The organism is Paracoccus simplex, from assembly GCF_042648325.1.
Classification (GTDB): domain Bacteria; phylum Pseudomonadota; class Alphaproteobacteria; order Rhodobacterales; family Rhodobacteraceae; genus Paracoccus; species Paracoccus simplex.
Genome location: NZ_JBHRXE010000018.1, coordinates 61,312 through 87,682, shown reverse-complemented (window position 1 = coordinate 87,682; position 26,371 = coordinate 61,312). Strand labels below are relative to the sequence as shown.

26 protein-coding genes are annotated in these 26,371 nt (G+C 67.9%); 12 read left to right on the top strand and 14 right to left on the bottom strand.

The genetic code is table 11. The features are described from left to right. Positions 1–67: 67 nt before the first annotated feature. Genes ACFOMP_RS08270 through ACFOMP_RS08260 form a run of 3 tightly spaced genes read right to left on the bottom strand, consistent with a single transcriptional unit; the run spans position 68 to position 2,383 of the window. A complete protein-coding gene (locus ACFOMP_RS08270) occupies positions 68–1,432 on the bottom strand; it encodes an MATE family efflux transporter (protein ID WP_379029396.1) in 1,365 nt (454 codons plus the stop codon). Between the two features lie 2 nt (positions 1,433–1,434). Continuing rightward, positions 1,435–1,938, bottom strand: coding sequence for a PaaI family thioesterase (locus ACFOMP_RS08265; RefSeq protein WP_289895720.1), 504 nt, complete (start codon positions 1,936–1,938; stop codon positions 1,435–1,437). A gap of 1 nt (position 1,939) precedes the next feature. After that, a complete protein-coding gene (locus ACFOMP_RS08260) occupies positions 1,940–2,383 on the bottom strand; it encodes a PaaI family thioesterase (RefSeq protein WP_379029392.1) in 444 nt (147 codons plus the stop codon). A 136-nt stretch (positions 2,384–2,519) separates the two neighbouring features. Here ACFOMP_RS08260 and ACFOMP_RS08255 point away from each other — a divergent pair, with 136 nt between their 5' ends. The 6 genes from ACFOMP_RS08255 to ACFOMP_RS08230 all read left to right on the top strand — a co-directional run bounded on the left by ACFOMP_RS08255 (position 2,520) and on the right by ACFOMP_RS08230 (position 9,543). Continuing rightward, positions 2,520–2,936 carry a MerR family transcriptional regulator gene (locus ACFOMP_RS08255; RefSeq protein ID WP_289895722.1) on the top strand — a complete coding sequence of 139 codons (417 nt, stop codon included), beginning with the start codon at positions 2,520–2,522 and terminating at the stop codon, positions 2,934–2,936. Positions 2,937–3,036: 100 nt separating this feature from the next. Beyond that, entirely contained in the window at positions 3,037–3,426 is a 390-nt protein-coding gene (locus ACFOMP_RS08250; RefSeq protein ID WP_289895723.1) for a MerR family transcriptional regulator, read from the top strand. Between the two features lie 22 nt (positions 3,427–3,448). Continuing rightward, positions 3,449–5,227 (top strand): acyl-CoA dehydrogenase C-terminal domain-containing protein, encoded by a 1,779-nt coding sequence (locus ACFOMP_RS08245; RefSeq protein ID WP_379029389.1) that lies wholly within the window; start codon positions 3,449–3,451, stop codon positions 5,225–5,227. 277 nt (positions 5,228–5,504) lie between these two features. Then, positions 5,505–6,146, top strand: a complete 642-nt coding sequence (locus tag ACFOMP_RS08240) for a glutathione S-transferase family protein (RefSeq protein WP_379029386.1) — start codon at positions 5,505–5,507, stop codon at positions 6,144–6,146. Next, positions 6,143–7,354 (top strand): acetyl-CoA C-acetyltransferase, encoded by a 1,212-nt coding sequence (locus ACFOMP_RS08235; protein WP_289895726.1) that lies wholly within the window; start codon positions 6,143–6,145, stop codon positions 7,352–7,354. The genes ACFOMP_RS08240 and ACFOMP_RS08235 overlap by 4 nt, the downstream gene beginning before the upstream one ends. Positions 7,355–7,365: 11 nt before the next feature. Then, positions 7,366–9,543 carry a 3-hydroxyacyl-CoA dehydrogenase NAD-binding domain-containing protein gene (locus ACFOMP_RS08230; RefSeq protein WP_379029383.1) on the top strand — a complete coding sequence of 726 codons (2,178 nt, stop codon included), beginning with the start codon at positions 7,366–7,368 and terminating at the stop codon, positions 9,541–9,543. A 229-nt stretch (positions 9,544–9,772) separates the two neighbouring features. Here ACFOMP_RS08230 and ACFOMP_RS08225 read toward each other — a convergent pair whose 3' ends face one another. Further along, a complete protein-coding gene (locus ACFOMP_RS08225; RefSeq protein ID WP_289895728.1) occupies positions 9,773–10,780 on the bottom strand; it encodes an adenosine kinase in 1,008 nt (335 codons plus the stop codon). After that, a complete protein-coding gene (nth, locus tag ACFOMP_RS08220) occupies positions 10,777–11,445 on the bottom strand; it encodes an endonuclease III (RefSeq protein ID WP_379029380.1) in 669 nt (222 codons plus the stop codon). Before nth ends, ACFOMP_RS08225 begins: the two co-directional genes overlap by 4 nt. A 102-nt stretch (positions 11,446–11,547) precedes the next feature. Between nth and ACFOMP_RS08215 the strand changes: the two genes are divergently transcribed. Beyond that, complete coding sequence (locus ACFOMP_RS08215) at positions 11,548–12,144, top strand: methylated-DNA--[protein]-cysteine S-methyltransferase (protein ID WP_379029378.1); 597 nt, start codon at positions 11,548–11,550, stop codon at positions 12,142–12,144. Between the two features lie 148 nt (positions 12,145–12,292). Continuing rightward, complete coding sequence (locus ACFOMP_RS08210) at positions 12,293–12,970, top strand: OmpA family protein (RefSeq protein WP_289895731.1); 678 nt, start codon at positions 12,293–12,295, stop codon at positions 12,968–12,970. 224 nt (positions 12,971–13,194) lie between these two features. Here the strand turns inward: ACFOMP_RS08210 and ACFOMP_RS08205 are convergent, their stop codons facing one another. The 5 genes from ACFOMP_RS08205 to ACFOMP_RS08185 all read right to left on the bottom strand — a co-directional run bounded on the left by ACFOMP_RS08205 (position 13,195) and on the right by ACFOMP_RS08185 (position 15,866). Beyond that, on the bottom strand, positions 13,195–13,749 hold the full coding sequence (locus ACFOMP_RS08205) for a F0F1 ATP synthase subunit B (RefSeq protein WP_289895732.1): 555 nt from the start codon (positions 13,747–13,749) through the stop codon (positions 13,195–13,197). Further along, positions 13,746–14,408 carry a F0F1 ATP synthase subunit B' gene (locus ACFOMP_RS08200; protein WP_379029374.1) on the bottom strand — a complete coding sequence of 221 codons (663 nt, stop codon included), beginning with the start codon at positions 14,406–14,408 and terminating at the stop codon, positions 13,746–13,748. Before ACFOMP_RS08200 ends, ACFOMP_RS08205 begins: the two co-directional genes overlap by 4 nt. Positions 14,409–14,486: 78 nt before the next feature. Next, on the bottom strand, positions 14,487–14,720 hold the full coding sequence (locus tag ACFOMP_RS08195) for a F0F1 ATP synthase subunit C (protein WP_010394077.1): 234 nt from the start codon (positions 14,718–14,720) through the stop codon (positions 14,487–14,489). 55 nt (positions 14,721–14,775) lie between these two features. Continuing rightward, positions 14,776–15,522, bottom strand: coding sequence for a F0F1 ATP synthase subunit A (locus tag ACFOMP_RS08190; protein ID WP_289895734.1), 747 nt, complete (start codon positions 15,520–15,522; stop codon positions 14,776–14,778). A 2-nt stretch (positions 15,523–15,524) separates the two neighbouring features. Beyond that, the gene (locus ACFOMP_RS08185; protein ID WP_379029369.1) at positions 15,525–15,866 is read right to left on the bottom strand and encodes an AtpZ/AtpI family protein; all 342 of its coding nucleotides are present in this window, start codon (positions 15,864–15,866) and stop codon (positions 15,525–15,527) included. Between the two features lie 187 nt (positions 15,867–16,053). Between ACFOMP_RS08185 and ACFOMP_RS08180 the strand changes: the two genes are divergently transcribed. Both ACFOMP_RS08180 and ACFOMP_RS08175 read left to right on the top strand, forming a co-directional pair. After that, positions 16,054–16,410 carry an ArsR/SmtB family transcription factor gene (locus ACFOMP_RS08180; protein WP_379029366.1) on the top strand — a complete coding sequence of 119 codons (357 nt, stop codon included), beginning with the start codon at positions 16,054–16,056 and terminating at the stop codon, positions 16,408–16,410. A 140-nt stretch (positions 16,411–16,550) separates the two neighbouring features. Beyond that, positions 16,551–17,669 (top strand): Hint domain-containing protein, encoded by a 1,119-nt coding sequence (locus ACFOMP_RS08175; RefSeq protein WP_379029363.1) that lies wholly within the window; start codon positions 16,551–16,553, stop codon positions 17,667–17,669. Between the two features lie 59 nt (positions 17,670–17,728). Here the strand turns inward: ACFOMP_RS08175 and ACFOMP_RS08170 are convergent, their stop codons facing one another. Continuing rightward, on the bottom strand, positions 17,729–19,330 hold the full coding sequence (locus ACFOMP_RS08170) for a bifunctional metallophosphatase/5'-nucleotidase (protein WP_379029360.1): 1,602 nt from the start codon (positions 19,328–19,330) through the stop codon (positions 17,729–17,731). Positions 19,331–19,455: 125 nt separating this feature from the next. Here ACFOMP_RS08170 and ACFOMP_RS08165 point away from each other — a divergent pair, with 125 nt between their 5' ends. Together ACFOMP_RS08165 and ACFOMP_RS08160 are read left to right on the top strand one after the other, a co-directional pair. Beyond that, complete coding sequence (locus tag ACFOMP_RS08165; protein ID WP_289895739.1) at positions 19,456–19,788, top strand: DUF952 domain-containing protein; 333 nt, start codon at positions 19,456–19,458, stop codon at positions 19,786–19,788. Then, positions 19,785–20,843, top strand: a complete 1,059-nt coding sequence (locus tag ACFOMP_RS08160; RefSeq protein ID WP_379029357.1) for a quinone-dependent dihydroorotate dehydrogenase — start codon at positions 19,785–19,787, stop codon at positions 20,841–20,843. The genes ACFOMP_RS08165 and ACFOMP_RS08160 overlap by 4 nt, the downstream gene beginning before the upstream one ends. Positions 20,844–20,845: 2 nt before the next feature. On the opposite strand, the gene cysE is transcribed toward ACFOMP_RS08160, so the two are convergent. From cysE to ACFOMP_RS08145, 3 genes are all read right to left on the bottom strand, one after another. Beyond that, a complete protein-coding gene (cysE, locus tag ACFOMP_RS08155; protein WP_289895741.1) occupies positions 20,846–21,685 on the bottom strand; it encodes a serine O-acetyltransferase in 840 nt (279 codons plus the stop codon). Between the two features lie 63 nt (positions 21,686–21,748). Next, on the bottom strand, positions 21,749–22,471 hold the full coding sequence (locus tag ACFOMP_RS08150) for a DUF2793 domain-containing protein (protein ID WP_379029354.1): 723 nt from the start codon (positions 22,469–22,471) through the stop codon (positions 21,749–21,751). After that, positions 22,464–26,354 carry a baseplate multidomain protein megatron gene (locus tag ACFOMP_RS08145; RefSeq protein ID WP_379029350.1) on the bottom strand — a complete coding sequence of 1,297 codons (3,891 nt, stop codon included), beginning with the start codon at positions 26,352–26,354 and terminating at the stop codon, positions 22,464–22,466. The genes ACFOMP_RS08150 and ACFOMP_RS08145 overlap by 8 nt, the downstream gene beginning before the upstream one ends. Between the last annotated feature and the right edge of the window lie 17 nt (positions 26,355–26,371).

The following is a 26,371-nucleotide window of genomic DNA, read 5'->3' as shown; positions in this document are numbered from 1 at the left end:
CCCCGCGCCGGGGCGTCTTGCGTTCCGGGGCCGCGGTTCAGGACATCGCGGTTCAGGACATCACGGGTCAGGGGGCCATGCCGCGGGCCGCCGCCTCGACCCGCGGATAAAGCCGCCACAGCGTCAGACCGCGCAACGCGTTCAGCGCCATCAGCGCCGCCCAAAGCCCGTGATTGCCGAAGGCCCTGGGCAGCAGCAGCACCAGAACCGCGTAGATCCCGACCGAGACCAGCATGGCATTGCGCATCTCGCGCGTGCGGATGGCGCCGATGAAGATGCCGTCCAGCATCCACGAGGCCACGCCGACCAGCGGCGCCACCACCAGCCAGGGCAGGAACTCCCGCGCCTCGGCCCGGACCGCGGGGGCGGTGGTCAGCAGGTCGATGATCGCCGGCCCGCCCAGCAGGAAGACGGCCGCAAGCAGCGCCGCCCCCGCCGCGCCCCAGCCCGAGGCCAGCCGCGCCGCCCGCCGCAGCCGATCCGGCCGCCGCGCCCCCACCGCCTGCCCGACCAGCGATTCGGCGGCAAAGGCGAAGCCGTCCAGCCCATAGGCGACGATGGAGAGGAATTGCAGCAGCACCTGGTTGGCGGCCAGCGTCACGTCGCCCTGCCCCGCCGCCATGAACATGAAGGTGGTGAACGAGCCCTGCAGCAGCACCGAGCGGATCAGGATGTCGCCGTTCACCCGCGCCAGCTGTTCCAGCCGGTCGCGGGCGAACAGCCCGGCCCGCCGCAGCCCGGCGCGGATGGCGTGCCGGGCAAACCACAGGCCCAGCAACAGCCCCGACCATTCCGCGATCAGCGTCGCCCCGGCGACGCCGCGCACGCCCCAGCCCAGACCCAGCACGAACCACAGGTCCAGGCCGATGTTCAGCCCGTTCATCGCCAGCTGCATCACCAGCACCGAGCGCGTCCGCTCGACGGCGATCAGCCAGCCGGTCAGGGCGTAAAGCGAGATGGTCGCCGGCGCCCCCCAGATGCGCAGCGCCAGATAGTCCCGGGCCAGCGCCTCGACCTGCGCCGAGGCCGGCGCCAACCGGAAGGCGGCGGCGAAGAACGGGGCCTGCAGCAGGATGAAGCCCAGCCCCGCCGCCGCGCCGATGGCCAGCGCCCGCATCAGATGCGCGCCGGATTCGCCCGCGTCGCCCGCGCCATGCGCCTGCGCCACCAACCCCGAAGTGCCCATGCGCAAGAAGCCGAAGATCCAGTAGAGCGAGGTCAGGATCACCGCGCCCAGCCCGACCGCGCCGATCGGCTCGGCCCGGCCCAACTGGCCGATGACGCCGGTATCCACCGCGCCCAGGATGGGAATCGTGGCGTTGGACAGCACCACCGGCAGGGCGATGGCCAGCACCCGGCGGTGGGTCAGCGCCCGCGGCGGCACGGCCCCGGACAGGCCGCCGGATTGGCCGCCGGATTGCAGCTCGACCATGGTTAGCCGTTCTGCGGCATCAGGAAATGCCCGGTCGCCTGGGCGAAGAGCTTCTGGCGGTGGTCCTGCCAGGCCTCGACCTGCACGCTGGCATAACGCCGGCCCGAGCGCACCACCTTGGCCCGCGCATAGGCGTCGCGCGGCAGGCCGGACCGCAGGTAGTCCACGGTGAAGTCGATGGTCTTGGGCAGGCGCGGCAGGCTGTCGGGCACCGCGGCGTCGGGGGCGATGCGGCCCTGCTCCATGTCCTCCCAGATCGCGGTCCAGGTCAGCTCGACGATGGCGGTCACCTCCAGGAAGGCGGCGGTGACGCCGCCATGGATCGCCGGCAGCATCGGATTGCCGATCAACTTCTGGTCAAAGGGCAGCACGGCGGTCAACTCGTCGCCGCGGCGGTCGAACTGGATGCCCAGCCAGCGGATATAGGGCACGCCCGAGACCAGCGCGTTCAGGGCGTTGTCGCGGCGCGACTTGATCGCGGCCAGGGGTTCGTTGCGGTCGGCCATGTCAGCGCTCGATGGTGAAGGCCCCGGTGGCCGAGGCCACGGGGCGGCTGTCGTCGTCATCCGTCGCCACCGCCCGCACGAAGGCGACCGAGCGGGTGATGTGATAGCAGCTCGCCTTGGCGCGGATGGTCTGGCCGGGCGTCGCGGCGCGCATGTAGTCGATGCGCAGGTCGATGGTCGCGGTCGAGCGCGCGCCCGTCGGATGCACCATCACCGCCGCCCCGCAGCAGGTGTCCATCAGCGCCGAGATGACGCCGCCATGGATCACGCCGCTGCGCGGATCGCCGACCAGATCCTCGCGCCAGGGCAGCCAGATCTCGGCCCCCTGCTCGGACAGCTCGCCGAAGCTCATGCCAAGCGCGCGGGCATGCGGGATCACCTCGATGAACTGCCGCGCGATGCGCTGGCGCTGCTCGATCTGCTCCTCGGAGGATGGGTCGGTCATGCGTCTGGCTGCCTCTGCTGGATGGGGAATGGTAGCATCGCGGGGCACACTGGCAAGCCCGCTCCCACCAATGGTTGAGTTTGCGCGGGCGGCGCGCTAGGCTGCGCCGAGGCCGGCCCGAGCATGAGTTCTTCCGATGTCCGATAACGAATACATTGGCTTCAAGGAAATGTGCGCGCGTTTCGACGTGACGCCGCGCACCTTGCGCTATTACGAGTATATCGAGCTTCTGAGCCCGAAGAAGGAAGGCCGCTCGCGCTTCTACGGCCCGCGCGAAATCGCCCGGATGAAGCTGATCCTGCGCGGTCGCCGCTTCGGCTTCTCGCTCGAGGACATCCGGCAATGGCTGCTGATCTATGGCGAGAAGGGCACGCGCGAACAATATCGCGTCTGGATCGAACTGGCCGACCGCCAGCTCGAGGTGCTGGCCCAGCAGCGCGACGAGCTGGAGGCGGCGATGGCCGACCTGCTGGCGCTGCGCAACGAGACCCAGACGCTGCTGAAGGACATGGAAACCTCCGGAGAGGACGGCGCGGCGGCGGCCGGGCGCTGACGGGACCGCCCCGCGGCTCTGACGCCACGTCGCACCTTACGCGCACGTCAACTGCGCCTATATTCCCCTTCGAGGCGTTCCACTGAGGGAGGGATCGGCGATGAGCGACGCTTTGATGACCATCCGCCAGATGTGCGACGCCTTCGAGGTGACGCCCCGCACCCTGCGCTTTTACGAGTCCCGCGAGCTGATCTTCCCCGAGCGTCGGGGCCAGCACCGGCTTTACGACCGCGCCGACCGGGCGCGGCTGAAACTGATCCTGCGCGGCAAGCGCTTCGGCTTCTCGCTGGAGCAGATCCGCCAGCTGCTCGAGCTTTACGACCCGGCCGAGCGCAACCTCACCCAGACCGAGGCCACCCTGGCCACCGCCCGCGAGCGGCTTGCCGACATGGAGCGGCAACACCACGAGCTGGGCGGAGCCATCACCGAGCTGCGCGAGCAGATCGCCGAGGGCGAGCTCTGGCTGCAGAACCTGAAATCCGGCGCCTGACGCGCCAACCCTGGGAGGACCGATGACCACCTATGCCGCCCCCGTCCGCGACATGCAATTCGTGCTGCATGACGTGCTCGAGATCTCGAAGCAGGCGCTTCCCGGCTATGGCGATCTCGACCGCGACTTCACTCAGGCCGTGCTGGATGCCGCCGGCAAGCTGGCCTCGGAAGTGCTGGCGCCACTGAACCCGGTCGGCGACCGGCAGGGCTGCCGGCTGGAAAACGGCATGGTGCGCACGCCCGACGGCTTCCGCGCGGCTTTCGAGCAGATGCGCGAGGGCGGCTGGGCCGCGCTCGACTGCGACCCGGCCTATGGCGGTCAGGGCATGCCCTATGTGATCGGCCTGGCGGCGGGCGAGATGTTCTCGGCCTCGAACATGGCCTTCACCATGTATCAGGGCCTGACCCATGGCGCCTATTCGGCGATCCACACCCATGGCAGCGACGCGCAAAAGGCCACCTATCTGCCGAAAATGGTGTCCTGCGAATGGACCGGCACGATGAACCTGACCGAGCCCCATGCCGGCACCGATCTGGGGCTTCTGCGCACCAGGGCCGAGCCGCAGCAGGACGGCAGCTATCTGATCACCGGGCAGAAGATCTTCATCTCGGCCGGCGACCACGACATGGCGGAAAACGTCATCCACCTGGTGCTGGCCAAGGCCCCCGGCGGCGGCGAGGGCACGCGCGGCATCTCGCTCTTCATCGTGCCGAAATTCCTGGTGAACGAGGATGGCAGCCTGGGCGAGCGCAACAAGCTCTCGGTCGGCAGTCTCGAGGAAAAGATGGGCATTCACGGCAATGCCACCTGCGTGATGAACTATGACGGCGCCAGGGGCTGGCTGCTGGGCGAGCTGCACAAGGGCATGCGCGCCATGTTCACCATGATGAACGAGGCCCGGATCGGCGTCGGCCTGCAGGGCTATTCGGTGGCCGAGGGCGCCTATCAGAACGCCGTCGCCTATGCCCGCGACCGGCTGCAGGGCCGCGCGGTGACGGGGGACGAGAACCCCGCGGGTCCGGCCGATCCGCTGATCGTCCACCCGGACATCCGCCGCAACCTGATGGACCAGAAAAGCTTCCTGGAAGCCGCGCGCGCGCTGGCCTTCTGGGGCGCGCATCTGATCGACCACGCCGTGCTGGCCGATGACAAGGAGGCGGACGCGCTCGTCTCGTTGCTGACGCCGGTGATCAAGGGCTTCCTGACCGACAAGGGGTTCGAGGCGGCGGTGCAGGCCCAGCAGGTCTTCGGCGGCCATGGCTATATCGAGGAACAGGGTATGTCGCAATTCGTCCGCGACGCCCGGATCACCATGATCTACGAGGGCGCGAACGGCGTGCAGGCGCTGGACCTGGTCGGCCGCAAGCTGGCGGCCGAAGGCGGCAAGCCGATCATGGCCTTCTTCGAGATGGTGAAATCCGAGATCAAGGCGCAGGAAGCCGACGAGGTGCTGCAGGCCCAGTTCTGCGAGCCGCTGAAAGCGGCCTCGAAGGACCTGCAATCGGCGGCGATGTTCTTCATGGAGCAAGGCATGAAGAACCCGAACGCGGCGCTGGCCGGCTCCTACGACTTCATGCATCTGTTCGGCCATGTGGCGCTGGGGCTGATGTGGCTGCGCATGGCCGCCGCATCGCGCAAGGCGCTGGGGGAAGGCACGCAGGACGCCGCGTTCCACGAGACCAAGCTGGCGACGGGGCGCTATTACATGGCCAGGCAGCTGCCGGCGACCGCGATGCATCTTGCCCGCATCCGCTCGGGCGCCGAGCCGGTGATGGCCCTGGATGCAGCGCGGTTCTGAAATCAGCGGCGATAGCGCCAGGAGGCAAGGCCGCATGGGTATTTGAAAAACAGAGAAAGCCAAAGCTGGGCTCCGAGAACCCGGCTCCCCCTGAAGGGCAGGAAAGAAGCGGGGAACCCGGAGCGCCTTCTCTGTTTGCGGTCATCGGCTCCCCAGCCTGTACCGCGAGACCGACATTAGGATGGAAGCGTTAAGCAAACCCTAAAGTCTTCTTTGTTTCACAAATACCCACGCGAAGAGCTCAACCGGCGCTGCCAGTACAGAAAAGGAAGCCCAGATGACCGCCCAGCTTCATTGTTTCGGAGAATCCGGCCATTCCTACAAGGTGGCGCTGATGATGCAGTTGACCGGCTATCCCTGGCAGCCGGTCTTCGTGGACTTCTTCGGCGGCGCCACCCGCGGCGCCGATTATCGCGCGCTGAACGAGATGGGCGAGGCGCCGGTCTTCGTCGAGCACGGGCTGACGCTGACCCAGTCCGGCGTGATCCTGCTGCACCTGGCCGAACGGACCGGGCGCTTCCTGGAGGGCGACCGGAACGAGATCCTGCGCTGGCTGTTCTGGGACAACCACAAGGGCTCGGCGCAATTCGGCGCGCTGCGCTTCCTGATGAACTTCCTGCCGCCCGACAAACGCCCGGCCGAGGTCATCGCCTGGCTGCAAGGCCGCTGCAGGGCAGCGCTGAAGACGCTGGAGGGGCATCTGGCCGGCCGCGACTGGCTGGCGGGCGACGGGCCGAGCATCGCCGACCTGTGCTGCTGCAGCTATCTCTATTACCCCGAGCCCTTCGGCTTCGACCGCGCCGAATGGCCGCATATCGACGCCTGGCTGGCGCGCATCGCGGCGCTGCCCGGCTGGAAACACCCCTATGACCTGATGCCCGGCAATCCCGCGGACCGGGCCGCGAAGGAGGACGCATGACCGAAGCCTATATCTACGACGCCGCCCGCACCCCACGCGGCAAGGGTCGCCCGGATGGCGGCCTGCACGAAGTCACCTCGGTCGCGCTGTCGGCGCGGCTTCTGAATGCCGTCAAGGAACGCAACGGCCTGGAAGGCCACGCGGTCGAGGACGTGATCTGGGGCAATGTCACCCAGGTCAAGGAACAGGGCGGCTGCCTGGCCCGCTCGGCGGTGCTGGAATCCGACCTGGACGAGTCGATCCCCGGCCTTGCCATCAACCGTTTCTGCGCCTCGGGCATGGAGGCGGTGAACCTGGCCGCGAACCAGGTCAAGGGCGGCGCCGGTCAGGCCTATATCGCCGGCGGGGTCGAGATGATGGGCCGCGTGCCGATGGGCAGCGACGGCGCCGCCATCGCCGTGGATCCCAGCCTGACCTTCAAGACCTATTTCGTGCCGCAGGGCATCAGCGCCGACATCATCGCCACCGAATACGGCTTTTCCCGCGAGGAGGCCGATGCCCTGGCCGTCGAGAGCCAGCGCCGCGCCGCCCGCGCCTGGCAAGAGAACCGCTTCGCCAAGTCCATCGTGCCGGTCCGGGACCAGAACGGCCTGACCATCCTCGACCGCGACGAATACCTGCGGCCCGGCACCACGCTGGAGGATCTCGCGAAGCTGAAGGCCAGCTTCAAGGAAATGGGCGAGAGCATGCCCGGCTTCGACAAGGTGGCGATGCTGAAATATCCGCATCTGGACCGCATCGAGCATATCCACCATGCCGGCAACAGCTCGGGCATCGTCGACGGCGCCGCCGCGGTGCTGATCGGCAACGCGGAATTCGGCAAGGCGCATGGGCTCAAGCCCCGCGCCCGCATCCGCGCCACCGCCAAGATCGGCACCGATCCGACCATCATGCTGACCGGCCCGGTGCCGGTGACGGAAAAGATCCTGCGCGACTCCGGCATGGCGATTTCGGACATCGACCTCTTCGAGGTGAACGAGGCCTTCGCCTCGGTCGTCCTGCGCTTCATGCAGGCCTTCCAGGTCGATCCCGGCATGGTCAACGTCAATGGCGGCGCCATCGCGCTGGGTCACCCGCTGGGCGCGACCGGCGCCATCATCATCGGCACGCTGCTGGACGAGCTTGAGCGGCAGGACAAGACCGTGGGCCTCGCCACGCTCTGCATCGCGTCCGGCATGGGCGCGGCCACCATCATCGAGCGCGTCTGAGGGAGGGGAACATGACCGATTTCACCATGCAGAAGGACGCCGAGGGCGTCGCGACCATCATCTGGGACGTGCCCGGCAAATCGATGAACGTGCTGTCGCTGGACGGCGCTGCCGCGCTTGGCGCGCTGATCGACGATGCCCTGGCCGACGAAGCCGTGAAGGGCATCGTCATCACCAGCGGCAAGGCGGATTTCGCTGCCGGCATGGACCTGAACGTCATCGCCGGCATGAAGCAGGGCGGGGCGCAGGCGGTCTTCGACGGCGTGATGACGCTGCACCGCCTGCTGCGCAAGATCGAGCTGGCGGGGATGGACCCCAAGACGAAAAAGGGCGGCAAACCGATCGCGGCCGCCCTGCCCGGCACCGCGCTGGGGATCGGGCTGGAACTGCCTCTGGCCACGCATCGCATCTTTGCCGCCGAAAACCCGAAGGCCAAGATCGGCCTGCCCGAGATCATGGTCGGCATCTTTCCCGGCGCCGGCGGCACGACGCGGCTGGTGCGCAAGCTGGGCGCCATGGGCGCCGCCCCCTTCCTGCTGGAAGGCAAGCTCAGCGACCCGGCCAAGGCCAAGGCGGCCGGGCTGATCGACGAGGTGGCGGCCGATCCGCTGGCCGCCGCCCGCGACTGGGTGCTGAAGGCCTCGGATGCCGATCTGGTGAAGCCCTGGGATGCCAAGGGCTACAAGATGCCGGGCGGCGAACCCTACCATCCGGCGGGCTTCATGACCTTCGTCGGCGCCAGCGCCATGGTGCATGGCAAGACGCTGGGCGTCTATCCGGCGGCGAAGGCGCTGCTGAGCGCCGTCTATGAAGGCGCCATGGTGCCCTTTGACACGGCGCTGAAGATCGAGGCGCGCTGGTTCACCAATGTGTTGATGAACCCCAGCGCCACTGCGATGATCCGCAGCCTGTTCATCAACAAGGAAGCGCTGGAGAAGGGCGCGAACCGTCCCGAGGCCCCCGACCAGAGCGTGAAGAAAGTCGGCATCCTCGGCGCCGGCATGATGGGTGCCGGCATCGCCTATGTCTCCGCCATGGCCGGGATCGAGGTGGTGCTGATCGACTCGACGCCAGAGGCGGCCGAGCGCGGCAAGTCCTATTCCACCGGTCTGCTGGACAAGGCGATCAGCCGCAAGAAATCCACCGAGGAGAAGAAGGCCGAGGTGCTGGCCCGGATCACGCCGACCACCGACTACGCCGCGCTGCAGGGCTGCGATCTGGTCGTCGAGGCGGTGTTCGAGGACACCGCCGTCAAGGCCGAGGTAACCAAACGCGCCGAGGCAGTGATCCCCGCCGACGCGATCTTCGCCACCAACACCTCAACCCTGCCGATCACCGCATTGGCCAAGGCCAGCATCCGGCCCGAGCAGTTCATCGGCATCCATTTCTTCAGCCCGGTGGACAAGATGCTGCTGGTCGAGATCATCAAGGGCCGCGAGACCGGCCCGCGCGCGGTGGCCAAGGCGCTGGATTTCGTGCGCCAGATCCGCAAGACCCCCATCGTGGTCAACGACGCACGCTTCTTCTACGCCAACCGCTGCATCATCCCCTATCTCAACGAGGGCATCCGCATGGTGGCCGAGGGCGTCAGCCCCACATTGATCGAGAACGCCGCCAAGCTGATGGGCATGCCGCTGGGGCCGCTGCAGCTGGTGGACGAGACCTCGATCGACCTCGGCGTCAAGATTGCCAAGGCCACGAGGGCGGCCATGGGCGATGCCTACCCGGACGGCGCGGTGGACGCGGTGATCTTCAAGCTCGCCGACCAGGGCCGGCTCGGCCGCAAGGCCAAGGCCGGCTTCTATGACTATGACGAGGCCGGCAAGCGCCAGGGTTTCTGGTCGGGCCTCGCGACCGAATGGCCCGAAGCCGACACCCAGCCCGAGCTGACCGAGATCCAGCACCGGCTGATGTTCGCACAATCGCTGGAAGCGGTCCGCGCGCTCGAGGAAGGCGTGCTGGAAGACATCCGCGAAGGCGATGTCGGCGCCATTCTCGGCTGGGGCTTCGCGCCCTGGTCGGGCGGTCCCTTCGGCTGGCTCGACATGCTGGGCGCCCCCCGCGCCGCCGAGATCGCCGAGAAGCTCGCGGCGAAGTTCGGCCCCCGCTTCGCCACGCCGCAACTGCTCAAGGACATGGCCGCGAAGGGCGAAAGCTTCTACGGCAAGACCGCCCGCAAGGCCGCCTGACGCAAGCCTGGGGACAGGGCCGCGATGGTCGGCCCTGTCCTCCCGGTCGCATGGGTATTTGGAAAACGGTGAAACCCGCCACCGTGGTGCTTCCGGAACCCCGACAGGAAGGGCAGGGCCCGGGCATTTCACCGTTTCCAAAATACCCGGAAAGACCAAACGCCGAAGGGTTCCCCTCCGGCGCTTCTCGGTTCTCCAAGTCTTGCGACGACCGCGCCCCAGGGCGCGATCAGGTCAGCCCCTCGGCCCGGAACGCCGCACGCAGGTCGCTTTCGGGCCGGGCGCCGACATGGCTGATGACCTCGGCCGCCGCGACGCAACCCATGCGTCCCGCCGCCGCCAGATCGGCGCCGATCGCCAGGCCATAGATCAGCCCGGCCGCGAACTGGTCGCCCGCGCCCGTCGCATCGACCGGGACGACCCGATGCACCGGCGCCGTCACCCGCTCGGCACCGCGGATCAGGATCGCATCCTCGCCCGAGCGGGTGCAGATCACCGTGCCGCAGTCGGCCGCGGCCTGCCGCAGCGCCTCCTCCAGATCCTCGACCTGATAGAGCGACTGCCATTCGTGGACATTGCCGATGACGTAATCCATCGGCCCGGCCACCAACCGGCGGAAATCGGCGCGGTGCCGGTCGACACAGAACGGGTCCGACAGCGCGATCCCCGCCTGCCCGCCCGCCTGGTGGCAGGCCCCCGCCGCCTTCAGGAAAGCCGCCTTGCCGGCATCCTTGTCGAAGAGATAGCCTTCCAGGAACAGCCAGCCGGCGCCGCTGAAGGTCGCCGGGTTCACGTCTTCCGGCCCCAACCCCGCCGAAATCCCCAGATAGGTGTTCATCGACCGCTCGCCGTCCGGCGTCACGAAGATGATCGAGCGCGAGGTGGGCGCCACCTCTCCCGCCACCGGCGGATTGACGAAGACCGTGCCCTGCGCCTCGGTCTGCTCGGCATAGCTGAGCCCCAGCGGATCGCCGGCCACCTTGCCGATGAAGGCGGTGCGCAGCCCGAGCATTCCCAGCCCCGCCAGGGTGTTGGCTACCGAACCGCCCGGCACCAGCCGCGCCTTGCCGGCCTGCGGATCGGCCGATTGCGCCGCCATCAGGAACTCGGACCGCTCGCGGTCGATCAGCTGCATGATACCCTTTTCCACCTCCAGCCGCGCCAAGGTGGCATCCGAGGTCGGCGCGATCACGTCCATGACGGCATTGCCGATGCCGATCACATAGGGGGTGGTCATTCGGTCTTCTCCTCGTAGGGGCAGAGATCTTCGATGGGGCAGATCTTGCAGCGCGGGCGCTTGGCCTGGCAGATGTAGCGGCCATGCAGGATCAGCCAGTGATGCGCGTTCTGCTGGAAGGGGACGGGAACGTTGTCCTCGACGGCGCGCTCGACCGCCTCGACGTCACGGCCCGGCGCGATGCGGGTGCGATTACCGACCCGGAAGATATGCGTGTCGACCGCCTGGGCCGGGAAATGAAAGACGCTGTTGAGCACGACATTCGCCGTCTTGCGCCCGACGCCAGGCAGGGTCATCAGCGCGGCGCGCGATTGCGGCACCTCGCCGCCATATTCCTCGACCAGCCGGCGGGAAAGGGCGATGACGTTCTTGGCCTTCTGGCGGTAAAGTCCGATGGTCTTGATCTCGTCGGTCAGGGCCTCGACGCCCAGTTCCAGCATCTCTTGCGGCGTGCTGACGCGCTGGAAAAGCCGCTTCGTCGCCTTGTTCACGCCGATATCGGTGGCCTGCGCGGACAGCGCCACCGCCACCAGCAGGGTGAAGGCATTGGTATATTCCAGCTCGGTCACCGGATGCGGATTCGCCGCGCGGAACCGCGAAAAGATCTCGACCTGCGCCGCATAGGGCAGGGCCGACGGAAGACGAGGGGAAGCGCTGCGTGCCATGGCCCCCCAGATGCCCCGCCCCGCCGCCATACGCAAGCATTCCTGCGTGGATTCGGCCCGCCGCCGCGCTACTCTGCCGCCAGCAACAGCAGCGAGGCCAAGATGACACGGACGCTCTTTCCCCTTGCCCCGGCCGAACCGGGGCTGCGCGTCGCCATCACGACGCAACCGGCCGAGGATCTGGGCGCCGTGCTCTGTCGCGGGCGCTTCCCGGCCCCTTTTGGCACGGCGATCGCCTATGGCGCGGGCGGCACGCTCTGGGCCCTGGGCTTCGCCGGTCCCACCCCCGAGGATCAGGTCGAGGCCGATCTGACCGCACGCTTTCCCCGCGCCAAGGTGGTCGAGGCGCCCGAAGCCCTGGCTCCGGCGATCCAGACGCTGCTGAGCGGTCGGGGCGAGATCGCCGTCCGGCTCGGCGGCACCGAGTTTCAGCTGCAGGTCTGGCGGGCGCTGACCCAGGTGCCGGCCGGACAGGTCATCAGCTATGCCATGCTGGCCGAGCGTATCGGCCGGCCCAGAGCCTTGCGCGCCGTCGGCACCGCGGTCGGGCAGAACCCGGTCTCCTGGGCGGTGCCCTGCCATCGCGTCACCCGCACCGGCGGCGCCATCGGCGGCTATCACTGGGGCGAGGCGGTCAAGCGCGCCCTGCTGACGCGCGAGGGCGCAAGCATCGCACCCCGCAGCATCGCCGCATTGTGAGAGGCCGTCAGCAATTTTGCGCGCCTTTCTCTGGCCTTGCCGTGGAACTCATGCCAAGTTCCCGTTGTTTGGGCACCAGCAGCCGGACTCTCCGGCCAAGTCGTAAGGACAGGCGACGGTGGATCGCCCTGAAAAGAAAGGTGAAAAAATGAAAACCCGTATTCCGCTGCTCATCGCCTCGGCCGGCGCCATCGCCCTGACCGCCTGCGCCCCCACCGATCCCTATGGCAACCCGACGACGGGCGGAACCCAGATGAACCGCGCCCAGCAGGGCGCCATCGCCGGCGCCGTGGTCGGCGGCATCCTGGGCGCGACCCGCGACAAGGACAAGAACGATCAGGGCAAGGACGCGATCAAAGGCGCCATCGTCGGTGCGGCCGTTGGCGGCGTCGGCGGCGCCATCCTCGACCAGCAGCAGAAGGCGCTGCAGCAGTCGCTGAACAACCCCAACATCCGCGTGGTGAACCATGGCAGCTACCTGTCGGTGACCATGCCGGAATCGACGCTGTTCGCCACCGAGTCGGCGGCTGTGGGCGCGCAGGGCCAGAACGACCTCTACATCATCGCCCGCAACCTCAACCAATATCCGAACAGCACCATCCAGGTGGTCGGCCATACCGACAGCACCGGCTCGGCCGCCTATAACCAGGACCTGTCCGAGCGCCGGGCGCGTTCGGTCGCGGGCATCCTGACCGCCGGCGGCGTGTCCTCGAACCGCGTCACCACCACCGGCCGCGGCTCGAGCCAGCCGGCCGCCTCGAACGACAGCGCGGCGGGTCGGGCGCAGAACCGCCGGGTGGAAATCCTGATCATCCCGACCCGCTGACCGCGGCGGGCCGGAAACAGGCAGGGGCTGGCGGCGCTGCCGCCGGCCTTTTTCATGCCCCGGCGCCGGAACCACCGAGCGGCGGTCCCGGCAGCGGTGCCCTTAGCATTCAGAAAGCGGTGAAGGGCGACGACGCGGGGCCCGGACATGCAAGAAACCCCCGAGGCTTTTGCCAAGGGGGTTCCTCGTATCGCTGTCCCTTGTCGCGCCTTGTCGGCCCGTTTTCAGTTCAGGCGGCGCGCCACGTCGTCGATGGCCTTGTCGATGCCGGCTGCGCGCTGTTCGGCGGTGGCCTGCTTGCCCAGGATCTCGGTTGCGGCCGAGATCGCGGTCTGGATCGCCCGGTCGCGCACGGCGCGGACCGCATCGCCCTCGGCGCTGGCGATCTGCTCCTCGGCGGCTTTCAGCCGGCGTTCGATCGACAGTTGCAGCGCCTTCTTGGCCTTCTCGGCCTCCAGCACTGCCTCGCGCTTGGCATTGGCGACGATCTCGTCGGCCTGGGTCTTGACCTCGCGCTGGCGCCGCTCGTAGCTCGCATAGATCTCCTGCGCTTCCTCGCGCAGGCGCCGGGCCTCGGCCAGATCGTTGCGGATGCCCTCGGCGCGCTTGTCCAGCAGGCCGCCGACGATCTGCGGCACCCGGAAATACACCAGGATGCCGACGAACAGCAGGAAGGCCAGCGTGACGATGAAATCGGTATTGCGCAGCGAGAAGAACGGACCCGAAGCCGCCAGGGCCGGGCTCGCCATCAGGGCGAAGAGAACGCTCAGACGCTTCATTGCAGCACCCCCTTCAGCCGCTGATCGACCGCTTCGCTGACCAGGTTCTGGTCGGCCGCGCCGCCGAAATTCTCTACCAGCGCCGCAGTCACGTCGCGGGCGACGGTGCGCGCATCCTCGACGGCCGAGGCGCGGATCTCGCCGATGCGCTTCTCGGACTCGGCCGAGCGGGCACCGATTTCCGCATCCGCATGGGCGATGGCCGCGTCGAGTTCCTTCTGCATCTCTGCCTTGTTGGCGGCGACGATCTTCTGGGCCTCGGCGCGGGCGTCGGCCAGCGCCTTGTCATAGGCGGCCTCGGCCTCCTTGGCCTTCTGCTTGAATTCCTCGGCAGCCATCAGATCGCCGGTAATGGCGCCCTGGCGGTCCGAGAGAACGCCGCTGATGCGCGGCAGCGCGATCCGCGACAGCACCCAATAGATCACGGCCAGAATGACCAGCAGCCAGAAGATCTGGTTGCCGAAGGTCGTGAAATCCAGTTGCGGCATGCCAGGGGCGCTGGCGGCATGGCCAGCCGCGCCATGGGCTGCATCCGCTGCACCGGCCACGGCATGGGCCGCATCGGCGCCATGTCCCGCCGCTTCGACGGATTCGGTGATCACCACCGTTTCAGATTCTTCGACCACGCCGGGCGCGGTCTGTTGCAACAGGCTGAACATATCCTACCCCATGCCGGTCGTTTCACAATCGGGTGGGCGCCCGGACGGCCCCCACCCAACCGCAAGGATGGCAAAGGATCAGACTGCGAACAGCAGCAGCAGCGCGACCAGGAACGAGAAGATGCCCAGGGCTTCCGCGAAGGCCATGCCGATGAACAGCGTGGCGGTCTGCGAGGCGGCAGCCGACGGGTTGCGCAGCGCGCCCGCCAGGTAGTTGCCGGCAACGTTGCCCACCCCCATGGCCGCACCGGCCATGCCGACGCAAGCCAGACCGGCGCCGAGATACTGTCCCAGTTGACCCAGATTTTCCATATTCATGCTCCTTGAGGCTTTGGAAAGAGTTTCGATTTTAACCTTGCAGCCGGGCTCAGTGCGCCGGATGCAGCGCGTCCTTCAGATAGACGCAGGTCAGGATGGTGAAGACATAGGCCTGGATGAGGCACACCAGCACCTCGAGCCCGTACATGGCGGTGATGGCGACGATCGAGACCGGCGCGATCGCGGCAACGGCGGCAAAGGCGGCAAAGACCTTGATCACCGCGTGGCCGGCCATGATGTTGCCGGCAAGTCGGATCGAGTGGCTGACCGGCCGCACGAAATACGAGATCAGTTCGATCACCGCCAGCACCGGGCGCAGCGCCAGCGGCGCCGAGCTGACCCAGAACAGCCCCAGGAAATGTGCGCCGTTCTTGACGAAGCCCAGCACGGTGACGCCGACGAAGACCAGCACCGCCAGCACCGCGGTGACCGCGATATGCGAGGTCGGCGAGAAGCTTTTCGGCAGCAGGCCCAGGAAGTTGGCGAACAGGATGAAGCAGAACAGCGTCATTACATAGGGGAAGTATTTCAGCCCGTCCTTGCCGGTCACGTCCTCGACCATCTTGCGGACCATGCCGTAAAGCAACTCGGCGATGGACTGGACACGGTTGGGGACGATGGCCCGACCGCGGGTGCCGAAGACCAGAAGCGCGGTGATTGCCAGCGCCGCCAGCGCCATCCAAAGCGTCGCGTTGGTCGGCGTGTACCAGTTCACCGGCCCTTCGCCAAACAGCGGCTTAATGACGAACTGATCCATCGGATGGAAAACCAGACCACCTGCTTCTTCTTCTGCCATCGTCATTCACCCTTGTCGTCGCCGGGGCGCCCCGGTGCCTTGCCTATCTCGTTCGCGGTCCGCATCATGGTCTTGATGCCGGCCATCAGGCCCAGCAACACGAAAACCACCATGAAGACCGGTCGCAGGCCGGTCAGATAGTCCAGCCCGAACCCGATCCCGAAGCCGAGGGCCAATCCTGCCACCAGCTCGGTCACCATGCGCCAGGCCATGTTGGCCTGGCTGAAATGCTCTTCCGCGCGCGAGGCCGGCGTGTCGGCTGCCTTCTCGCCCAACCGGGCCTCCAGCGCGCGCAACCGCTCCGCGTCCCGGGTCCGCGCGGCGTCATGGTCGTCCTCGGCCACGGCTCACACCCCCGTTATCGGTTGGCGCGGTGATAGGGGCTTGCGCCAGCCGAGTCAAGCAAGGGGGTCTACCGTGTAACCCGTTGTTTTTTCGATAGTCGCGGAAACGCCCTGCGTTCCGAAAACCCGGCCTTGCAGTCGACAGGGCATCCGCCGCATATTCAACCGCGAAGTTAAGCGAAAGCCGATGACCGCGCAGCCACCCAGCCTCGACGCCATTTTCTCCGCCCTTGCCGATCCGACGCGGCGAACGATCCTCGGCATGCTGCTCGAGGACGACATGGCGGTGACGGATGTGGCGGCACCCTTCCAGGTAAGCCTGGCGGCGATCTCGAAGCATCTCGCGGTACTCGCCGCCGCCGGGCTGATCCGGCAGGAGCGTCGCGGCCGCATCATCTGGTGCAAGCTCGAGCCCGACGGGCTGCGCAGCGCCTCTGTCTGGATGCAGGGCTTCGGACAGTTCGAGCCGGTGGACCTCGACGATTTCGAACACTTCCTTCGCACCGCCCTGCCCCAGATCGGCAGCGACCCCCCCGAAGATTGACATCTTAACCTGCAAATCGCTCATAAGTTGCGCCATCGATACAGAAAACGCCAAATGAGACAGGCAAATTAATGTTTAGTTGATAGGCCTGCGATTGTGATCCTATCTGACACACAATCAATGATTGTGCAGGTGGATCCATGGAATACCGGATCATGACGGCAACGTTCGACACCCAAGTTTACAACGATCCCTCCGCTGCCGGCTCGGACAAATACCTGCCCTTCCTGAACCGCAGCTCCATCCGGCTCGACGCGGCGCAGATGGGGGAGATCCGCATCGAGGATGACGACGCCCGCTTCGGTTATCTCTCGCGCGGCGGTTCCGGCAATTTCTACGATGATCCCGGCAGCGACACCGGCCAGTCCCTGCTGGAAAGCGTCCGTTTCGGCCCATCGCACGCACCGGATGATCTCGACCCGGGCCAACGCATATCCTTTCAGGACGCCGCCATCCTGCGCGATGCTGATGGCAACGAGTTCTACATCTCGTTCCCGACCCATGTGGATTACGCGCTCAGCGGCTATCCCATCGAAGCAGGCGGCCGGCACAGCGTCCTGATCGTGCCGAAGATCCGGCAGGATGCGGAGGGCCGCGACTACTGGCCGCAATTCCGTCAGGACGCGACCTACAGCTTCGTCGGCAGCTACAAGATCGGCTTCGGCCAGACCTCGATCGCCTATGACCAGACGGCAAAGGCGCCACCCTGCTTCACACCTGGCACACTGATCGCCACCGCCCGAGGCGCCAGGCCGGTCGAGTCGCTTCTGCCGGGCGATGCCATCCTGACCCGCGATCACGGATATCGGCCGCTGCGCTGGATCGGCGGCGCGCAACTGACGGCCGGGCAACTGGACCTGCAGCCCAACCTCCGGCCGATCCGGATCGGCCGAGGGGCGCTGGGGCCGGACCTGCCGGCACGCGATCTCCTTGTTTCGCCCCAGCATCGGGTGCTGATCCGCTCGCTCATCGCGCAACGCATGTTTGGCGCCCAGGAGGTCTTGCTTGCCGCCAAGCACCTGACCGCGCTGCCCGGCATCCGGGCTTTGGCGCCGGCCGGCGGCATCCGCTACCTGCACCTGCTCTTCGACCGCCATGAACTGCTGCTGTCCGAGGGCATCTGGACGGAATCGCTGCTGACCGGACCGCAGGCGCTGGTCGGCCTTTCCGCCGCCGCCCGCCTCCTGCCCCGCGGACACGAGGCGCGCAGGCTGCTGCAGCGGCATCTGAAGAACGCCCGCGCTTTCCTGCCGACATGACGCCGGCCTGATATGCAAAAAGGCCGGGCAATGCCCGGCCCTGTCCGCTTCCGACGATCTCACTCGACGGTGATGCGGCCGTCCAGCTTGGGCACGAATTCCGGCCCCTGTTTGGCAAGGTACTCCGCCAGCACATCCGCCAGGTCCGGCCCGAAATCATAGGCGTTCATCGCCTTCTCGGCGAAGACCTTGTAACCATCGCCGCCCGAACGCATGTAGTTCTGCGACACGACGCCATAGGTCGCGTTGGGGTCGATGGCCACCCAGTTCGTGCCGTCGCGCACCTGCACATCGCCGATCCGGCTGCCGGGCGGCGCTGCCGGGTCCAGGGTGTATTTCAGCCCCGCGACCTGGGCAAAACGCCCGGCTCCCTCCTCGAGCTGGCTCGCGCCATTCTCCAGCGCCGCGAGGACATCCTCGCCCTTAAGCTGGAAGGTCGACAGCGTGTTCTGGAACGGCAGCACCGACAGCACGTCGCCCATCGTCACCGTTCCGGCCTGGATCGAGGCACGCAGCCCGCCGCCGTTCTGAATGGCGATGGTGACGCCCTGGTCCTTGACCCGCGCCAGCATGGCGTCGGCCACCACGTTGCCCATCTCGCATTCCCGGGCGCGGCAATTGTTGCGGCTGCCGTCGATCGGCGCTTTGATCTCGGCCACCCGCTTCTGCTTGAGCTGCTCGATCGGCGCGGCCATCTCCTTGACCCGCGCCGCCAGCTTCTCGTCCGGCGCGACCGAGGCATCCAGCAGGATTGGCGCGCCCTCAGCCTTGACCAGCTTGCCATTGTCGTCCCAGGTCAGGACCAGATGGCCCAGATATTTGCCATAGGCATAGGCGGTCGCCACCGGAACCTCGACCCCGTCCGCGCCCTTCACCATGGTCGGATAGGCCCCTTCGGCACCCTCCATGTCGCCCAGCAGCGTGTGGCTGTGCCCGCCGACGACCGCATCGATCCCGGCGACCTCGGCCGCGAATTCCTGGTCGCGCTTGTAGCCGGAATGGGTCAGCGCGACGATCTTGTTCACGCCCTCGTCGGTCAACGCGGACACGTCGGCTTTCAGGCTGTCCATGTCGTCCTGGAAAATGACCTTGTCACCGGGCGCGGCGGTCTCGGGGGTGTCCATCGCCAAGGCCGAGACGATGCCGATCTTTTCGCCGCCGACCTCCAGGGTCAGCGCGTCGCCGACCTTGCCCTTCAACTCTGGCGATTGCGAGAGATCCAGGTTCCCCGAGACGACCGGAAACTTCGCCCCCTCGGCCAGGATCTGCAAGCCGCCAGGCCCGTCGTCGAACTCATGGTTGCCGGCCGCCATGGCGTCGAAGCCGATAGCGTTCATGAATTCGACCGTGTCCTTGCCCTTGTAGGTCGTATAGAACAGGCTGCCCTGATACTGGTCGCCAGCGTCCAGAACGACGACGTTCTGCCCCTCGGCCTTCAGCTGCTCGCGCAGCTCGCGGATCTTGCTGGCCAGGCGCGCGATGCCGCCGAAGCACTCGTTCTTTGTCTGAGACTCGGCATCGCAGGTGCTGTCATACTTGTTGATCGGTTCGATCCTGCTGTGAAAATCGTTGATATGCAGCACATGCAGCGTGTAATCCGCCTGCGCCGCGCCCGAAGACAGCACCACCGCCGCCGCTGTAACCAGGAGCCAGCGTTTCATCTCAATCCCTCTCGTCACGGATATCTGAACCGGGGGAAGATTGGGCGATGCACCCGCCTGCGTCAATCGTGCTCGGCCAAAGGTTCGCGCTTGACGGCGGCCGGACCGCGACGCATGAACCGGCCATGCTGGCCTACAAGATTTTCCGCGATCCCGAATATCAGGCATTCCTGCGCGACGGAGGGTCGGCCGGCGCGCCGGTCGACCTGGCCGACGGCTATATCCACCTGTCCACCGCCGCGCAGCTTCCCGAAACGCTCGCCAAGCATTTCGCGGGCGAGCCCGACCTGCACCTCTTGGCCATCGAAACCGAGGGGCTTGATGCCCTGCGCTGGGAACCCTCCCGCGGCGGCGACCTGTTCCCGCATCTCTACCGCAGGCTGCGGGCCGGCGATGTGCTCTGGAGCCGCACCCTGCCCCTCGGCCCCGACGGCCACGAGACCGGAGACCTGGCATGAACCCCATCGAGCGGCTTGGCCTCGCTGCGCTGCATCGCCTCGACCCGGAGCGCGCGCATGATCTCTCGATCCTCGCCTTGCAACGCGGGCTGGTGACGCTGCCCGGCAAGCCCGTCACCTCGGACCGCCTGCGCACCCGCCTTGCCGGTCTCGACCTGCCGAACCCGGTCGGCCTCGCCGCCGGCTATGACAAGAACGCCCGCGCCCTGCCGGCGCTGATGCGCGCCGGCTTCGGCTTCGTCGAGGTCGGCGCCGCCACCCCGCGCCCCCAGCCCGGCAATCCCAAGCCGCGCCTGTTCCGCCTGACCCAGGACCGCGCCATCATCAACCGCTTCGGCTTCAACAACGACGGTGCGCAGGTCATCGCCGAACGTCTCGCCCGGCGTCCCGCCGGAATCCCGGTCGGGCTGAACATCGGCGCGAACAAGGACAGCGCCGACCGCAGCGCCGATTTCGCAGAGGTCGTGCGCCTTGCCGGCGCCCATGCCGATTTCCTGACCGTCAACGTCTCGTCCCCGAACACCGAAAAGCTGCGCGACCTGCAAGGGCCACAGGCGCTGGCCGCGCTGCTGCAAGGCGTGCTGGCCGCGCGCGACGCGCTGCCGAACCGCCCGCCCGTGTTCATCAAGATCGCGCCCGACCTCGACGAGGCCGCGCTCGCAGACATCGCTGCCGTGGCCCTTGCCGCGCCGGTCGATGCAATCATCGCGACCAACACCACGCTTTCGCGCGACGGCCTCGTCTCGGCCCATGCCGGTGAAACCGGCGGCCTTTCCGGAGCGCCGCTTTTCGATCCCGCCACCCGCATCCTCGCCCGGCTCTACCGCGAGACGCGGGGCCGGGTGCCGCTGATCGGCGTCGGCGGCATCGCCTCGGCCGAGCAGGCCTGGCAAAAGCTGCGCGCCGGCGCCGCGGCCGTTCAGATCTATTCCGCGCTGGTCTATCAGGGCTTCTCGCTTGCCGCGCAGATCGCGCGCGAACTCGACGAACGGCTCGCACGCGAAAACCTCGCACTGGCCGAGCTGACCGGCAGCGGCAACGCGGACTGGCTCTAGCTCTAGAACAGGTCCTCGTGACCCAGAAGCTGGTTCATGGTGTTCGATGGCTCCGAGCAACCGGCATCGCCCACGATCCGCGCCGGCACCCCGGCGACGGTCTTGCAGGGCGGCACCTCGGCCAGCACCACCGAACCCGCAGCGATGCGCGAGTGATGCCCGACGCGGATATTGCCCAGCACCTTGGCGCCAGCGCCGATCATCACGCCGTTGCCGATCTTGGGATGGCGGTCGCCATCCTCCTTGCCGGTGCCGCCCAGCGTCACCGAATGCAGCATCGACACATCGTTGCCCACCACCGCCGTCTCGCCGATGACGATGGAATGGGCATGGTCGATCATCACGCCGGTGCCGATCACCGCTGCCGGGTGAATGTCCACCCCGAACACTTCCGAGCAACGCATCTGCACGAAATAGGCCATGTCGCGCCGGCCCTGCTGCCACAGCCAATGGCCGATGCGATAGGCCTGCAGCGCCTGGTAGCCCTTGAAGAACAGGATCGGCTGCATCAGCCGATGCGTCGCCGGGTCGCGGTCATAGACCGCCAGCAGGTCGGCCTGCGCCGCCGCCGACAGTTCCGGCGCCCGGGCAAAGGCGTCGTCGGCGATCTCGCGCAGGATCTGCTCGCTCATCTCGCGCGAGGCGAGCTTCAGCGAAAAGCGATAGGCCAGCGCCGCCTCGAATGTGGCATGGTGCAACAGCCCGGCATGAATCAGCGCACCCAGCAGCGGCTCGTCGCGCACGGCAACCCGCGCCTCGCGCTGGATACGCCCCCAGACCGAATCGCGGGGGGCGTCCCGAGCGTCGGAAAGCGGCTCGATCATGTCTTTCTGCAGGTTCATTCAGGCGCGCCCGTCGGTTTCACCCCTTAAGTTTAGCGGAAACCGACGGGCGCGAAAAGACCGTCAGTCCGGCAGCCGCAACTCCCACCAATGCAGCACGACGCGCACCCGGCCGCCGGTAAACTGCCCGCCTATGGCGGTCAGCCGCAGCGGCACCGGCTCCCAGAAGGCGGTGGGCGGCGACAGCACCCCCCGCGCCCAGGAACCCTGCGCCTTGCCCAGCCCCTGCCCGAACCGCGCCAGGCTGTCAGCGTTGCCCGCCGTGCCCAGCGACCACGAACTCGCACTGCCGGTGACCGCCTGCAGCACCCGCGCCGTCGCCCCGATGACCAGCCCGCCCGGCGGAACGACCATCGCGGTCTCGAACCAGGCGCCGGCGCCCAGCGTCACCTCCTCGGACAATTGTCGCGCCAGCAGGCCCGAGCCGTGCTGGCCCAGCGTGACCGCACCCGCCACCCAGGCCGTGCCGTCATGGATCGCCCCCACCCCCTGATCGGCGATGACCGCGCGCCGGCCAAAGCGCGGCTGGACAAAGATCCAGCCGCCATTCGCGCCGATGGCCACCATACCGCCCCGCCCCTCCCAGGCATTGACCGCACCCGGGGGCACGGCCCAGCACATCCCGTCCACCACCGTGTCGGGCGGGGTGGTGCGGGTCAGGCTCTGCAAGACCAAATCGACCTGCCCGTCCAGCCGCAGCAGCGCCTCGTTCACCGTGACATGTTTCTGCGCCTGCGCCGGCATCAACAGCGGCAGCGCGCAATTGGCGGTCGTGTTCTCAGGCATGGATCATCCTCCTTGCATGGGGCCCGGCCCCGAACGTGTCTGAAAGCTGGGCGACCTCGACGGCGAAGTCGCCTCCGGCCATGGCCCGGGACCAGCTGTCTTCCGGCACCACCCAGCGCGGCTCGGCCAGCACGGCCTCGGCCAACACCTGCCCGTCCCGAACCAACCGGGCCGCGTAACGCTCCTGCGCCTCGCCCAGCGGCACGTCCGGCCCGTCCCAGCCATCGCCCTGCACCCGGGTCCGCCGGATCCAGGTCGCGACCCGGCCGCGGAGTTCCAGGTGACAGGGCGACAGCGGCCGCAACCCGGCGCCGCGGAACGCCGCGGCGACATGGCGATAGCTCGGGTCGTCCGGCGCGCGCGTCGCCGGTCCGATACGCCAATATCGCATCTGGTTGCGGGCCGAGGGTGCCAGTTCCACCTGCCGCGCCGCGCCGTCCAGCACCACCACCACGCTGCCCGAGGGCCAGACCTCCGGCATGAAGGCATCCGTCCCCGCCTGCCCGCGCAGCCGGGTCGAGATCTCCCACAGCCCGGCCGCGACCAGCCGTGCGTCAGTGAATTGCAGCAGTTCCCAGCCCTCGGCCGAACCGTCGCCGATCGCCAGCAGGTTGGCGCCCGCCATCAGCGCCTCCGGCGTCGCAGATTCCAGGGTGCCGCCCTTGACGCGGACCCGCAGCGCCGGCCCGCGATCCCAGACCCCGGGCCGCGCGGCCGAAAGCGGGCTTTCGGTCCGACCCATGATCGCCGGCTGGTCCAGCGTCATGTTCAGCCCATAGCCGCCCGCCGCTTCGGTCGAGACCCAGATCGCCGCCGCCCCCGGCCAGGGCGTCGCCGTCACCGCCAGATGTGGCGCATGCGGTGACTCGTCCCCTCGCAGCAACGGCAGGTCCAGGAAGACCGGCCAGACCGGGATCGGCGGCACAAAGGGCCGCAGCGCCGTCTCGCCCTCGATCAGCCGGGCCGGGCGATAGACCCCCGGCTCGACCCGCACCGCGTCGACGGTGATCGCGCCCGCCCGCTCGACCCGGTCGATGCGCCAGCGCCGTGCCTCGACGCCGGGTTCGGCCAGCCGCACCACATCCCCCGGCCCCAGATGCCCCAGCGAGGGCGGCAGGGCAAAGCGTACCCCGTCCCGCGCCACCGCCGATTCCGACAGCCAGCGTTCGGCCAGCGCCCGACCTTCGCCCCGCGTCAGCGCCATCGCCAGCTCGCTGTCCGAAACCGGCAGGAACTCGGCCCCCGGCATCATCGTCTCGGCGGTGCGCGCGGCATAATCGCCGCCGGTCTCGACATGGGTCAGCCGGATGCGGCCGACGATCTCGGCATCGGCGGCGCGCGAGACCTCGACCGCCTCGACCTCATCGGTCAGCGCCATGTCGTCCGGTCCCAGATCTGCGTCGACCCGCGCGCTGCGCATGACGAAGCGCAGGACGCCTTCGCGCTCGACGGCATCGAATCCATGCGCCAGCATCAGCGGTTGCAAGGCCGCGCGACCGGTCTCGGCCCCGGACAGCGCATAGCCGCGCACCAACCCCCGCAGCCCCTCGGCGTCAAAGGCACGCACCCCCGCCTCGCGGCAGATCTCGGCCACCACATCGGTCAGCGGCACCGCACCAGCGCGACCGTTGAGCCAGTGCCCGCGTTCCCATGCCGGGCCGTCCGACCACAGGTCGGTGCGCGCCGGGAAGGCCGGATAGGGCCGCGCATCCCAGCACCAGACATGCGCGCGCGCCATGTCCACCATCCGCCCCGCCCCGGTCCTGCCGAACGCGGCGCGGGCCGGGTTGTTGGCCGGATCCGACCAGAACCCGGTCATCGCCCGCACATAGGCCGCCTGGATCACGTCGTCGCGCCGCCCGTCCGAGAAATAGGGCAGCATCGATTCCGAGCTCATCGCGTCCAGGAACTTGTTCGGCTGATTGGTGCCTTTGTCCAGCGCCGCGCAGCCCATCTCGGTGAACCAGACGGGCTTGCTGCCCGGCACCCATGCCGTCGGCTGCGCCTGCCGCAGCCCGCCGATGCGGTCGTGATGCCGGTTCTGCCACCAGCCGCGGATGTCCTTGTAGCGCCAGACCCAATGCTCGTGATGCGCGCCGTCATGGATCGACGTGCGCCGCTGCGCCTGCCGGTCGGCCTCGCTAGCGTAATACCAGTCGTAGCCCTCGCCCCCCGCGACATTGCCGCGCAGATAGGCCGGCTCGTCGATCCGCCCCCAATGCGCGTCCAGATGCGCCTCGCCCTCGCGCCAGTCGGACAGCGGCATGTAATTGTCGATGCCGATGAAGTCGATGTTCTCATCCGCCCAAAGCGGGTCCAGGTGGAAATGCACGTCGCCGTTGCCGGGGTGATGGCCGAAATATTCCGACCAGTCGGCGGCATAGCCGATCCTGACCCCCTCACCCAGAATGGAGCGCACCTCCGCCGCCAGCCGCCTGAGCTGCGCGACCGCCGGGAACGAATGCGCCGATCCCATGATCGTCGTCAGTCCGACCATCTCGGAGCCGATCAGGAAGGCGTCGATGCCGCCCGCCGCCGCGCAAAGATGCGCGTAATGCAGGATGAAGCGGCGATAGGACCATTCCTCAGGCCCGCTATAGCGGATCGTCCGGCCGTCGTGCGAGAAATCCCCCGCCTCGGCCGTGCCGAAGAACCGCGCCACCTCCGTCTCGGCCGCCGCCGTGCCGGCCGGGCTGCCCGTGCGGCCGGGCGCGACGCTGGTGGTGATCCGCCCGCGCCAGGGCATGACCGGCTGATGCGCCGCGCCGCTCCACGGATCGGGCCGGCCATTGTCCGCCAGTTGCTCCATCAGGATAAAGGGATAGAACACCGCCTTGCGTCCGCTCTCGGCGATCGCCCGCAACGCCTCGATCACCGCGCCGTCGGCCGGCGTGCCGCCATAGATCGGCCTGCCGCCCACCCGCGCCACCTCGGCCGCATCCTGACGCCCGATGCCGCCCGCACGCCAAGCCATCTCGCGCCCGTCGCGCGACAGGTCCTCGACCTTGGGCCGCACCGTGCATTCGCCGACCCGCAGATCGTCGCCGAACCAGGACACCACCAGCGAGACCGAGCCGACATTCGGCAATTCCCGCCCCAGCACCCGCATCGAGGCCTGGAAATCGCTCGACGCCAGCGGGGTATTGTGGTTGACCACCTGCGTCTCGCCCAGGCCCAGGTCATAGCTGACCGCCGTGGTCGCCAGCGAATATTCCCCGGTGCCGGGGATCATCGCCACCGCCTGCACCTCGCGCGACAGCCCCCGGCCTTCCTTCGCCGCCCGCGTGACTTCGAAAGACAGTTGCGGCACCCGGTTGCCCCAACGCTCCAGCGCCAGATCCTCGAAGACGACATAGGCGATGCCGCGATAGGTCGGAGCGGCATCGCCCTCCTGCGCGGCGATGGCCGGATCGGGCAGTTGGTCCTCGTCGCCCGGATAGACGCGCATGTTCAGGTCGTCGGCAGAGATCTCCTCGCCATCCGCCCAGATGCGGCCCACGCCCAGGATCGGCCCCTCGCACAGCGCCAGCGCAAAGCTCAGCCGATAGCCGATCTCGGTCACGCTGGGCCCCGAGCCCTTGCCGCCGCCATGCCGGCGCCGCGTCTCGACCAAAGGACCCGCCCAGATCGCATGGCCCGGCACCCGCATCTGCCCCCAAAGCCGCGGGATCGGCGTGCCCTCGCCCGCGGTCTGGATGCGCAGCCGGTCCACGCGCCCCGTCTCGACCGCCTTCGAGCCGCCGCCCAGCAGGCGCTGGTCGATGACCCGCCCCAGCGTCGCCCCGATGGCCCGGCCGATGACGGCCCCCGAAAGCCCCAGAACCGTGCCGCCAAAGCCCGCACCCAGCGATGCCCCGACCGCCGACAGCAGTATCGTCGCCATTGCGCCTCACCTTTCCC